This window comes from Candidatus Brocadia sinica JPN1, from assembly GCF_000949635.1.
GTDB lineage: Bacteria > Planctomycetota > Brocadiia > Brocadiales > Brocadiaceae > Brocadia > Brocadia sinica.
In genome coordinates this window covers 2,802,377-2,814,978 of the sequence record NZ_BAFN01000001.1, presented here as the reverse complement: position 1 = coordinate 2,814,978, position 12,602 = coordinate 2,802,377, and the positions used below count along the sequence as shown (strand labels likewise).

Annotated in this window: 9 protein-coding genes; 2 read left to right on the top strand and 7 right to left on the bottom strand. The window is 41.9% G+C overall.

The features are described from left to right. Positions 1-156: 156 nt before the first annotated feature. A complete protein-coding gene (locus BROSI_RS12820) occupies positions 157-1,383 on the bottom strand; it encodes a multiheme c-type cytochrome (RefSeq protein ID WP_052564208.1) in 1,227 nt (408 codons plus the stop codon). A gap of 337 nt (positions 1,384-1,720) precedes the next feature. On the opposite strand from BROSI_RS12820, the gene BROSI_RS12810 reads away from it, so the two are divergent. Both BROSI_RS12810 and BROSI_RS12805 read left to right on the top strand, forming a co-directional pair. Further along, positions 1,721-2,284: a hypothetical protein gene (locus BROSI_RS12810; protein ID WP_052564206.1), complete on the top strand. Its 564-nt coding sequence runs from the start codon at positions 1,721-1,723 to the stop codon at positions 2,282-2,284. Positions 2,285-2,393: 109 nt separating this feature from the next. Then, positions 2,394-3,986 carry an SUMF1/EgtB/PvdO family nonheme iron enzyme gene (locus BROSI_RS12805; protein WP_052564205.1) on the top strand — a complete coding sequence of 531 codons (1,593 nt, stop codon included), beginning with the start codon at positions 2,394-2,396 and terminating at the stop codon, positions 3,984-3,986. Between the two features lie 28 nt (positions 3,987-4,014). On the opposite strand, the gene BROSI_RS12800 is transcribed toward BROSI_RS12805, so the two are convergent. From BROSI_RS12800 to BROSI_RS12775, 6 genes are all read right to left on the bottom strand, one after another. Next, positions 4,015-5,160, bottom strand: a complete 1,146-nt coding sequence (locus BROSI_RS12800) for a tetratricopeptide repeat protein (RefSeq protein WP_052564204.1) — start codon at positions 5,158-5,160, stop codon at positions 4,015-4,017. Between the two features lies 1 nt (position 5,161). Further along, positions 5,162-6,376, bottom strand: coding sequence for a tetratricopeptide repeat protein (locus BROSI_RS12795; RefSeq protein ID WP_052564203.1), 1,215 nt, complete (start codon positions 6,374-6,376; stop codon positions 5,162-5,164). Positions 6,377-6,547: 171 nt separating this feature from the next. Then, positions 6,548-8,293, bottom strand: a complete 1,746-nt coding sequence (hdh, locus tag BROSI_RS12790; RefSeq protein WP_052564202.1) for a hydrazine dehydrogenase — start codon at positions 8,291-8,293, stop codon at positions 6,548-6,550. A 298-nt stretch (positions 8,294-8,591) separates the two neighbouring features. Then, positions 8,592-9,395 carry a tryptophan synthase subunit alpha gene (trpA, locus tag BROSI_RS12785; protein ID WP_052564201.1) on the bottom strand — a complete coding sequence of 268 codons (804 nt, stop codon included), beginning with the start codon at positions 9,393-9,395 and terminating at the stop codon, positions 8,592-8,594. A gap of 69 nt (positions 9,396-9,464) precedes the next feature. Then, on the bottom strand, positions 9,465-10,637 hold the full coding sequence (gene trpB, locus BROSI_RS12780; RefSeq protein WP_052565825.1) for a tryptophan synthase subunit beta: 1,173 nt from the start codon (positions 10,635-10,637) through the stop codon (positions 9,465-9,467). Between the two features lie 238 nt (positions 10,638-10,875). Next, a complete protein-coding gene (locus BROSI_RS12775) occupies positions 10,876-12,489 on the bottom strand; it encodes a multiheme c-type cytochrome (protein WP_052564200.1) in 1,614 nt (537 codons plus the stop codon). Positions 12,490-12,602: the final 113 nt, after the last annotated feature.

Here is a 12,602-nt window from a genome sequence, read left to right as displayed (position 1 = left end):
TCATTCGTAAATTAAGTACCCATGTGCAAGAAATAGACACATGCGATACAGCTTATGAAAAACAAATATTCTGTGCTGATAAAAAAAATCCCACCGTTTTTCGACGGTGGGATTAATGTTAAGTCAATCACAGGATTATTTCAAGTTAATTTGGCACTACTGATGTGTTGTACGTGGCTTCAAATATCCATAGCCTCCAAAAAGCAACACATCAATTTCTTTTGGTATAAAAGATTTACTAAAATTATGCGATTTGTTTGGACCATGGCAAGATTGACATTTGACCAAATCCTTCGTAATCAAACCTTGGTGACGTAACTCCAAGACCTTACCAAAGATAGATCCTTTGCCAGTATTTAACTGTGAATGTTCAGGTCCACCGATATGGCACTTTTCACAGGCATCATATGCCTTCGCTTCTTCCAACGAGAATTTGTGACTTGGATGACAGGCATCGCAACTTCCGCCAATCCTATCGAACTCATAAGTCAAACTTAACTTATGACAATCTTTGCAACCTTCAATATTCAACAATCTTGTACTAATCACATCAAATTTACTTGGAACTGCTACAGGATGACCCTGAAGGTGTTTACTTTCGCGGAAGTCAACATATTGGTTCTGATGGCATTCGCCGCAGGTAGTTGCAGAAACATGACCTCGTTTCTTTGCGATATTGCGATGATCGTTTCCATGACAATTTATACAAGTAACGCCCTTCGCAGCATGTGCACCTTTTGTCCATTCTTTCACAACCTCCGGTGTGGCCATTTTATGACAAGCCAGGCAATCCGTTTCTTCGTATGTACCGTATGGTTTAATCTTCTTTGCCGCATAAGCCTTGAACAAATCACCGGGCATGTGCGGATGAACTACTCCCAAATGGCAATCTGTACATGTCAGCTTTTTAAGTGATATCCCATGGGTACCTTCTGTACGGTGCTTGGTACTTTTTAAAACAAATTCAATATGGGATTTATCTTTTGTAAAACCTTCTGAATGACAGCGGACACAATTCCCATTCAGTATCTCAAGACTATCTTCAGCAATCTCGATAAATGCGCCATCAGTATAGGCCTGAAATGAATGCATTAAAGAATCGTGCGTTCCATCGCTGAGTTTTGCATGAGCATACCCTTTGAGTCCTGGGCCAACATGACAGGCGTGACAATTCTCAACATGTTCATTATGATGCTTTGATGCCTTGAATGAATCATAATGAATTTTCATTTCATGACAACTAGCGCAAAACTCGCTCGTCTCTGAATAGTGGTAAACTTTTCTTATGGTAACAAAAAAGACAACCAACACTATTATGGTGAAGAAGCCTACCAGCTTTTTTCTTCTCTGAATAAATCCCAACAACTGCTTCAACCGCTCCATAAATACCTCCTAAAGATCTTTTTGAATGAGTGCCTTTGTTTTTAGTATATCTATAAATCTTCGTTATTTATAAATGTAATTTAGGGATAAAATACTTCAAAGTTTATTTTGTATATAGGAGAAAATTGAACAAAACCAAAGTTCGGGGATTCTACCACAAAGTTTGTCGTTGTTCAAGTCATTTTTTAAAAGCTGTGAGATCAGCCCTTTCAGGTACACTTTTTTAAAATTTCCCGCAAAATTAGCCGCTTCTATAACAATTGACAAACAAGCTATTTTCATGTTAGAATTTCGCTACTTAAATATTTTCACACGAACTTTTACAGAAGGAAAAAAAATGAATATCCATTTTAAGAAATGTACTGTTTCGGTCTTTTCCCTTGCGCTCGGTATATCAATACTATTAAGTACCTTTATTATAAAGGGAAATACCGTTCAAGCACAACACGCAGGAGGGGGAATTATAGATACTACCAAACAACCCGGTAAGGAGTCACCGAGTTTTCACCAGTCGTTTGCACCTTATGAGGGTACGGTACAAATACCCTGGATCGATGAAAAACCTAACCCTGTCTCAATTAAAGTAACCGAAATAACCACCTATGAAATTCCCGTAGATGAAAAAAAATTTAATGAGAAAAAACTGACATTTGAAGATCTTGAGATGAAGGAAGTAAAGAACAATTCTGAAATTAACTTCCATCAGGTCGATTGCCTTTTCTTCAAAGTTATAAAGCAGACACAAGCACGCGCGGTAGAAAACCTCACCTGTTCGCGGGAAAGAGAAGGAACGCAATATTGGCTGTCCGATGGCAAAAAATATGTTGAATGGGGAGAATGGTCAAACTGGAAACTCGAAAAAGAAGCTCACGGCATTGAGATGGCAGAAAAGAAACCTTAGGACCAACAAAATTGTTTATAACTAACACGCAAAAAGAGGTACTTTAACGTATCTCTTTTTTATATATATCCAGTCCGTTTATACTATAGGTTTAAAGGAGGTCGTTTTCGTGAATTTTGTATATTTGCTTATTCTGTTTGTTATGTTCACTGCATCACAATACAATATTGTTCTGGCCGATACGGTCAATAATGAAGCACAAAATCCACTCCCCAAAAGAGAATCTTCATTAAAAACAAAGGAAAATGTTCTCAAGAATAAACTTTGCCCGGAATGTAACAGAATATACCCGGGAGATGTCAATTTCTGCAGTGTGGACGGCAAAGAACTTGCTGAATTCACCGAGGAAGATTTCATATGTCCAACCTGTAAGGAAAAGGCAAATCCTGGAGAAAAATTTTGCAGAAAAGACGGGACGCAACTTCTTTCCAAATCTTCAGCCGGGAAAAAGACTTCTGTTCCTGACAAAAAAATAGAAATTAACCTTTCTCCAGATGCTACACCAGAAGAAAAGATGAAAGCAGCCATGTATCACATTATGGAAGGGAATCGACTGCGCGAAGAACTGAACGATTTTGAGGGCGCTTTAGAAGAATACAAAAAGGCTGAAACATTAAAACCAGAACTTCCTTCTCTCCATTTTCATATGGGAGGTGTTTATTGGAAGCTTGGAAATCAAAAGGAAGCCTTAGCCCATCTCGACAAATGTAAAGCATTATTGGAAGCACAACCATCTGAAACAAAGTTAAGTGAAAATCACCAAAAGACATTGCAGGATGTTAAAATTTACATAAATAAATTAGAAAAAGGGCTAAAACCATCCGAAAAGGGTCAACGCAAGGAGCTAACCCTGGCTGAACGGGATGAAAGGATGAAAAAAGCCTTGGCTGAAAATCGGGAAAAATGGAATGAAATGGCGTTAGTCCCTGCTGGAAAGTTTATTATGGGTACACTGGAAGACGAATTTATTCCTGAAGAAACCCCCCAACATGAAGTATATTTAGATACATACTCTATTGATAAATACGAGGTCACCAATGCCCAATATTGGGAATTTTTGCAATATATAAAAAGCACCGGCGACCACAGTAAATGTTTCCCGGGTGAACCAAAAGGCAAAGACCATACTCCTGGAACACCTCACACAGGATGGGATTATCCCTATTATGATTACCCGGATTATCCTGTAACTCGTGTCGACTGGTATGATGCATATGCTTATGCCGCATGGGCAGGGAAACGCTTACCCACGGAAGCCGAGTGGGAGAAGGCCGCCAGGGGAACTGACGGGCGCAGATTTCCCTGGGGCAATGTGTGGGACGCCAAACGAAGCAATGTCGGCCCTGATGCGCCGTTGTCTGTAGGTAGTTTTGAATATGGAGCGAGCCTATATGGATGCCTGGATTTAATCGGCAGTGTTTCGGAATGGTGCAACGATTGGTATCACCCGGATTATTACCAAACCAGCCCAAGCGTAAATCCAAAAGGACCAGAAACCAGCACTGGCATGCGAGTAATCAAAGGGGGATCATTATTTGCCCCCTATGCATATAAAATGCGATGTGCCGTAAGGATATTTGGAAAACCAGAGGACAGAAACAAGAGCATTGGCTTCCGATGTGTAAAAGATCATGAACCAGAAACCGGAAAAACTGTCAAAGAAGCTAGTAAAAAGGAAGATAAAGGCAAAGAAGTGCACTAATAGTTACCCTATTTTGTGCTTTCCATACTTATTTATCAGGACTTGAACCTTCATAATAAGAGGATACGTTCTCTTCCTTGTAAATCCTTGCAAAGGCCGATTTGGCATGCTGGTAGGAATTGTAATCGCTCTGTGCATTTACCCTGTCACCCTTCAATTCATAGGCTTTGCTGCGTTTTTGATAGGCATCGGCATAATCATGATCAAGCACAATTACATTTGTAAATTCTTTGATGGCCTGATCCACCATCTTCTCCTTCAGATAAATAACACCTAAATTAAAGTGTGGTGCAACCAATCTTGGATTGAATTCTACAGCCTTTTTGTATTCAACTATTGCCTCGTCCGTTTTGTGCATCTTATGATAAACATTGCCAAGATAATAGTGAATCTTGGCAATGTTTGAGCATTGCGACAAAGCCTTCTTTAAGGCTTCAAGGGCATCGCTATACAATCCTTTTACAAAACAAGCAATCCCCAAATTCACATACGCTTCTGCATATTTCGGATTTATTTCAATAACTCGTTTATAAGCAGAAACAGCCTCCTCCACACGCCCCATCTGATAGTAAGAAATTCCCAGATTAAAATGCGCCTTATCATAGTTCGGAGATACCTCAATCGCTTTTTTATACATTTCAGCCGCCTTATCGTGGGTATTAAAATCCTGGTACAAAACACCGAGATTAAAATATGCCTCTGCCTTCCTGGGATCGAGTCCTATCGCCGTTTCGTATTCTCTCCTGGCCTCATCAAAAAGATTGCGCTTATAATAAATCAAACCCAACTGAAGATGTGAATCTGCATTATTAGGGTCTTTTTGCACTTTTTTCAAGCAAACCCTAAGCTCATCCTCGGGTACTCCGATCTGCATACTTACTTCAGACAACCTTTGATACGCATCTGCATAATCCGGCTTGAATTGGGTAGCCAGATTAAATGCTTCTAATGCCTTTTCCAGATTCCCTTTTTTGCAATAGGCATTTCCCAGCTTAAAATAAATCTCAGGCTGTTTCTTATTTTTTCCAAGCAACTTCTCATACTCACGAATGGCCTCGTCCAATCGTCCATCATCAAAATATCTGTCACCTGACGATGTGACTTCTTTTGCGATTCCACAAGGTAGGGAAATCAACAGCATAATAATTCCAGCAATTAATAATCGTTTTACCATGTTAATTTGATTTCAATTCCAATTCCTGATCCTTTACCTGACCTTTTAAGGCTGGCACTGAAGACAAGAACATTTCCTTAATCTCATCCTGCTTATAGACTACCGCAGGGTCTTTTCCCGTTCTCCACTTTGTAATATACGAATACGTGATAAAATCACTATATGCCTTGCTGTGATCCCCTTTCATAGAATAGATTTGACCCCTGTTGTAATAGGCATCTTCATAAAGTGGATCAATTTTTTTGGCTATTTTATCATACCACTCCATAGCTTTGTCGAGTCGGTCCGTCCTGTGATAGATCACACCAATATTATATGCCGCATTGGCATGCTTTGGGTTTTTTTCCAACACTTTCATGTTTTCAGCTAATGCATCTTCATATCTTTCCTGTAAGGCAAAGACAATCGCCCTTTGATAGCGGGCCTCAAGGTTGTCTGGGTTTATCTCCATGGCCTTGTTATATTCTGCAATGGCCTCCTCAAACTTCTTTTCTTTCAGTTTAATTAAACCGAACACGACATAGGCATCAGAATATTTGGGATTAACCTCGAGTGTCTTATTCAGTTCTTTTATAGCCTCATCAATCTTTCCCTGCTTGTGCATAGACACGGCAAGGTTATAATGCGCATTATCATATGCCGGATCAATTTCTATAGCCTTTTGAAATATACCTTCTGCGTCCTCATATAAGCCCATATCTAAATATCCCACGCCGAGGTTAAACATGATATAAGGATTTTCCGGGTCAAGTTCCAACGCCTTTTTGTATTGATCAATGGCGTCTATATCCTGTTCCAGCTTATGATAAAATACACCCAGATCTACATAGGAAAGCGGATTATCAGGTTCCTTTTCAATCGCCTTAAAACGCTTTTGAAATTCATCATCCGGGGCTCCAATTTGAATAAAAGTCTCCGCAAGCTTCTTATGGGCATCGATATGATTCGGATTAATATCAATCGCTTTCCGGAAATCGATCGCCGCATCTTCCAGTTTTCCCTGCTTTAAATAAACATCGCCTCTTCCACAAAATGCATCAACAAGATTGGTATTTGCCTCAATAGCTTTTGTGTATTCGGCCACTGCCTCATCTAGCTTTTCTTCCACCACGAAATCATGGGCAATCTCAATATGATTCTTCGCCTTCTCACAAGCAATTGGCAGGCAAAGAAGAGCCACAACAAGTAAAAACAATAAAGGTTTATATATCTTCATAGACTCTCCGTAATACCATTAATAAATGCACCATACACGAAAATGTAGCGTATTAAGTATATTTGAAAATTCTCTGATTTCAACTTTTTTACATAAAAAAAAAGAAGCTGTGCAAACATTGCACAGCTCCCTTTCATTCATCACTACATACGGGAAAACGGATATTACAAATTAATGCGTCTTCCCCATTGATCTTGCGCCTTCGTCAATTTTTCCTTCACCATGATGAGGTTTACCATCCTTCATGCCTAACTCCAGCAATTTTCTGTTGATGTACTCAACTTCCTCAGCAGGCGCATGGTGCGTATCTAACCAACCTGGATCCGGACACAGATCGAAGATCGTCTTTCCAGGGTGATTCTTCACAATGTAAGGACCTGTCAACTGATCAAGCCATTCGCCCGTCTTCCAGAAACTCTCCGGAACCCAGGTAATGCCAACCTTCTTCTCGATGGCTGCAAGTCTCCTTGCCTGAGAAGCATCCTGCTTCACATTGACCAACCAACGATCCATACCGAACGAACCATCCGAGTACGTAGCATCGTTCCATGAACCGTGTGCCATACCCTTGTAGATGTATGTCTGGAAGTATCCTACACTTTCAAAGCACAGCCTTTCAATATCTGAGCAGTTCGACATCCTGAACTCACCTGACTCACCAGTCTTTCCACCGTATTCAGGACCATCATGATATGCGCCGATCTTCAAACTCCAGATATGCTGACCTGACCAGTCAGGACACAGATCTTTTGGCATTGGATCAGCAACACCATCCTTGACAAGGTCTTCAGCTACCTTGAATGTCTCACGATACTTTAAACCTGCATCCTTAACGGATTCATCCAAGGCCTGTAAGTTTTCCTTTGCAAACCTGGGTGAGTGACAATCGTCGCACACTGATGCCCAACGATCCCTCTTCTCTTTCCAGATCGGAGCGCCACGGTCAGCCATGGACATACCCATACTGGTATATACCGTGCTGAATCTCTGTACGTTGTGGTGACCACCCCTCATATGGCAATACTGGCAGGTTGGACCAACATAATCTGCATCAGCCAACTTCTTTGAGAAGTCGAACTGCTTTGGATCCCACTTGTTCACCTGATATACGGTACCATGGAGACCAATATCATAAGCCTCCCAGTCCCTGTGATCCTTACCCCAGTGGCATGTCTTGCATTGCTCTGCCTTCCTTGCAACCTTCGGATCAAACTGATGCCTCTGGTGGCAGGTGCTGCACCTTTCTTCTGAGCTGGTGTGACAAAATGTGCAACCTGCCGTATCCCCTGGCGGTCTCTCAATTGACCATGCGCATTCCACCTGGGCAAAGCTCGAACAGGAAGCATGCGAACCAATACCACCCTGGCCAGACTCGCTGTACTGCGTCTCGTGGCATTCACTGGTGCCGCAAGCCTTGGATGACGGCATGGTCAGCTTCTGGTGGTTATTGCCATGACAGGTGTCACAACCCGTTGGGCTCGGTTCTGCCCTCGAATGAGCGCTCTTCTTATAATCCCTTACAATTCCCGGAGTCATAACCGAGTGGCATGCAATACACTGCTCTAACTGAAACGTACCTTTGATTGGGTTTGAAGGCCTTACCTCATCCCTGTTGTACATATAATCAGGAATGTAATAACGATATGCAGGTAATGTCTTCCAGAACTTGCTGTATTTTCCAGGATAAGGCGGAGCATTCTCATGCTTCGGATATCCCATGTATTTTGCACCTAAACCAGAAAAGAACACCTTACCGTTGTTATCAGGCTCACCGGGCACACCATACACTTCATGAGGCACCCAGTGGGTGATGATTTCTACGGCCTTTGCTTCTTTTGTCATCAGATTGGCTACTACACCCATCGTCCCACAACTAATTAATGCTGACGCTAATGTTACTTTTAATAATTTATGCATGATTCTTTAAATTCTCCTCCTTTCACGTTATCCATACGCCACAATCGTCATTCGATTGCGTTACTCAACAAAACAGCTCTCCTGCTTGCTATTCCCAACCACCTCCTTTCAAGAGTCATTTATTATTAATGCCCATCATACTTGTGCAAATCACTGCCTTTGCGGATATATATGTCCCAATATAAAAGGACAGCCATTATACTTAATCTAGTGTTGAAGTCAATATAAAAGTTGATATTTTTCAACCAAACAGAACCAACATCTTCATCTGAAAAACTTTATAATTTGTCAATAAAAATTACTCTTTTGCTCCAAGAACCAATTGTCCTACAAACTCACCAACATGCTTTACTAATTTTTCGGAAGGTTCCTTTGAATACTTTTCAATTTCCCTCATAATTGCACTCCCTACAATAACCCCATCGGCAATCTTCCCGACCATTTTTGCGTGTTCTGCTGTAGAAACACCAAAACCTACAGCAACAGGTGTATTCGTGATCTTTTTGAGTTTATTGATATTCAGAACGACATCCTCCGGCAATCTATCTCTTACTCCCGTTATCCCGACTACAGCAATATAATATAAAAATCCTTGTGTCTTTTGCGTAATCAGGGCCATACGCTCATCCGTTGTCGTCGGCGCAACAAAGCATACAATCTTAAAATCGTTCATCTTTGCCACGTTAAACATCTTGGCATCTTCTTCCACTGGCAAGTCAGGGATGGTCAAGCCATCAAGCCCCGCCTTTAACGCCTTTTCAATAAATGCATGACATCCTCCCTTATAGACCGTACTATACGATACCATCGAAACAATGGGTATTTCAGATTTATTTCGCAATTCCGAAACCATATTCAGGATATGTGCAACTTTTACGCCATTAACCAAGGCCCTATAGTACGATGCCTGAATAATCGGCCCATCAGCAATGGGGTCAGAAAAAGGGATGCCGAGTTCAATAATGTCGGCACCTCTTTTTTCAAACTCTAAGATTAATTCCTTTGTCGTTTGCAGATTCGGATCACCGGCAGTAACAAAGGGTATAAATGCGGCTTTATTCCTGGCTTTTAATTCCTGAAACTTTTTATCGATTCTGTTCATCTGACTCCATAAGTAGCTTAAAATGCGTCTCCGGGAAAATTATTTGCAAAACTATGTTCTCTACAAAGATTAAATCTTGTATCCAAGTTTTTTAGCAACCTCAAATGAATCTTTGTCACCACTTCCCGATAAACATAAAATGATTAAATTATCTTTGCTCAGCGTCGGCGCAAATTTCATTGTATAGGCAATTGCATGTGCCGCCTCCAGAGCGGGAATAATTCCTTCCAACCGCGCGCACTCCTGATATGCGTTTACAGCCTCATCGTCCGTAACAGAAACATATCTGGCCCTTCCCATGTCCTTTAAATAACTATGCTCTGGGCCGACACCAGGATAATCCAATCCGGCAGAAATCGAATGCACCGGCAATGTCTGGCCATCATCATCCTGCAACACATAGCTTGCACTTCCGTGCAAAATACCTATCTTCCCGCTAGTAAGCGTAGATGCGTGCTGACCAACTTCGGGGCCATAACCTCCTGCCTCAACACCAATCATTTCCACTTCCTTATCCCCGATAAAAGGATGGAATAGCCCCATCGAATTGCTGCCACCACCTACACAGGCTATCAGATAGTGCGGCAATCTGTTTTCCTTTTCCAGAATCTGTTTCTTCGCCTCTCTGCCAATTACCGTCTGGAAATCCCGAACCATCATAGGATACGGATGAGGGCCAACAACCGACCCCAGGATGTAGTGGGTATACCTTACTGATGCCATCCAGTCTCTAAATGCCTCATTTGTAGCGTCTTTCAGGGTTTTCGAACCACTTGTTACCGGTATTACCCTTGTCCCCATAAGCTTCATTCTAAAGACATTTAGCGCCTGACGCCTCATATCTTCCTCCCCCATATACACATCACACTCCACTCCAAACATGGCAGCAGCTGTCGCAGTGGCTACCCCATGCTGACCAGCTCCCGTTTCGGCAATAATCCTTTTTTTCCCCATCCTCATTGCAAGCAATATCTGCCCAATTGTGTTATTTATCTTGTGCGCGCCGGTATGGTTCAGATCTTCTCTCTTGAAATATATCTTAGCGCCGCCCAGCTTCTTTGTCAGTCTCTCTGCATAATATAGTGTCGAAGGACGCCCCACATACTCTGTTAAATAATACTCTAATTCAGCATTAAAAGATGGGTCATCCTTTGCTTTTAAATAGGCCTTTTCTAATTGATCCAATGCTGGCATTATTGTCTCTGGAACAAACTTTCCACCAAAACGCCCAAAATGACCCATCTTGTCTGGCAAGCTAGTTCCCACAGACGGAGTCTCGTATCCCTGTATTTTAGATTTCACTGTTGTAGTTACCATAATTTAACACCGCCTTTTTTAGTAAATCCCATTCTTTCTGCTCTGATAAAAAATACTTATAAATACAATGAGGGTAGCAAACTTTTTTTCTGCTACCCTCATCGTTTAAACCACTTTAATTTACCATCAAACTAAATCTGGACATTTATACCAGATTTACAGCTTAGTGATGTATTTCAACACCAGCATCTGCATTAGCACGATGAGGTATATCTGTTCTCTTAAACCACTCAACATCTACATCTCCAGGCTTTCTTTTCCAGCCAGGAAGCAGATCCAGATACTCACCATGTTGCCAGAACGCTTCGGATTTGTGCTCTAAGCCAATCTTCTTCTCAATAGCAGCAAACCTTCTCAACTTAGCAGCCTCTGTCTTGATTTCGATCAGCTTTCTATCCTGTTCGAAGGCGCTACCGTTTCCATATGTCTGGTTATACATCGACATATGAGCGTAGGCCTTGTAAACATTGCCGGTCAGATAACAAATCATTTCCAAACCTAAACGTTCCAAATTCGAAGTCGCATAAAATCTCGGATCTCCGCCTGGCAGCAGGCTGAAGGTATAGTGACCATACCAGTCTGGAGGTGAACCTTCCGGCATCGGGTCGACAACACCGTCCAGGAAGCAACCAACGATGACGGCTGCCGCTTCCCTCCATTTTGTGAAGCTCAAATTCACACCTGCATCCATTTCTTTCAGCTTGTCAGCAGCAAACCTTGGAGAATGGCAATCCTGGCATTTCTTTATCCATGCATCTCTTTTTGCTTTGTGCTTTGGCGCTCCACGATCAACCTGGAACATACCCATATCGCTGTAAATTGTACCAAACTGTTGCGGGTTGTGATTTCCATCCTGCATATGGCAATATGCGCATGTGGGAACCCTGTAGTTTCCTTTCTTCGAAGGCTTGCTCCAGTCCATAGTGGCAGATTCAGCCTCATACAGGCAACCATGAATGGAAGTATTATACATTGCCCATTCATCATGATCGATACCCATATGACAGAATCTGCAGGCAGTTGGTTTCCTCGCTTCTGCAGGGCTAAATACATGCCTTGTATGACATCCGTCACACCTGTTTTCTGCAATTGCATGACATTCTGCACAACCAGCAACCTCTTCAGCTGGTTTCCCTACATGCCATGAAAATTCCAATACGTTTACCGTAAACGCATGGGTGTGTGAACCCAAACCACCCGACCTGTGCTCCGATGTCTCCTTTGGATGACACTCACCGCAATTTTTATAGGTAGGCATGAAAAGCTTCTGGTGATCGTTGCCATGACATACATCACAGCCAACAGTGCCTTCAACCGGCTTTCCATCTTTCCCTTTTACACCAAGCCCCCTCCTGAGTTCCAAATTACCATGAGCGCTCTTCTTCCAATCCTTTACGATGGTAGGAGTCTGAACGGTATGACAAAGAACACATTCTTCATTCTTAAAAACCCCTTCATTCTGACTTCCAGGCGTCCAATAATGCTCTGGATCATACCAACGGATCGAAGGTAAAAATTTCAAAAATGATTTATATGGACCTCTTCCCTCAACATACTCAGGCTGAGTATATTTTGCAGTTAATCCAAAAATATAGAGCGTACCATCGTTATCAGGACCAACCGCCTGACCAAATACCTGTGATGCTACATCCTGAAACGTAGGCCCTTCCGCCAGCGCTTTACCATTTCCCATAGTACACGCCATCAATGTTACCCCTGCAATAGCAAGAGTTGCTCCCATCACACTGGATAATGGCTTCTTCAAAATATCAAGCATTACAACTTCTCCTTTCTTTCATATCCCGAACCTTTTCACTACATTGTATTACCAAAGATATCAGCACATTCCTTTTGGTAACAGTTGACACAATAAATTTCTCCTGCCTGGCC

Coding starts and splice junctions, on each gene's coding strand:
- BROSI_RS12820 (WP_052564208.1), bottom strand. CDS start 1,383: ATGGAGCGGTTGAAGCAGTTGTTGGGATTTATTCAGAGAAGAAAAAAG.
- BROSI_RS12810 (WP_052564206.1), top strand. CDS start 1,721: ATGAATATCCATTTTAAGAAATGTACTGTTTCGGTCTTTTCCCTTGCG.
- BROSI_RS12800 (WP_052564204.1), bottom strand. CDS start 5,160: ATGGTAAAACGATTATTAATTGCTGGAATTATTATGCTGTTGATTTCC.
- BROSI_RS12795 (WP_052564203.1), bottom strand. CDS start 6,376: ATGAAGATATATAAACCTTTATTGTTTTTACTTGTTGTGGCTCTTCTT.
- hdh (WP_052564202.1), bottom strand. CDS start 8,293: ATGCATAAATTATTAAAAGTAACATTAGCGTCAGCATTAATTAGTTGT.
- trpA (WP_052564201.1), bottom strand. CDS start 9,395: ATGAACAGAATCGATAAAAAGTTTCAGGAATTAAAAGCCAGGAATAAA.
- trpB (WP_052565825.1), bottom strand. CDS start 10,637: ATGGGTCATTTTGGGCGTTTTGGTGGAAAGTTTGTTCCAGAGACAATA.
- BROSI_RS12775 (WP_052564200.1), bottom strand. CDS start 12,489: ATGCTTGATATTTTGAAGAAGCCATTATCCAGTGTGATGGGAGCAACT.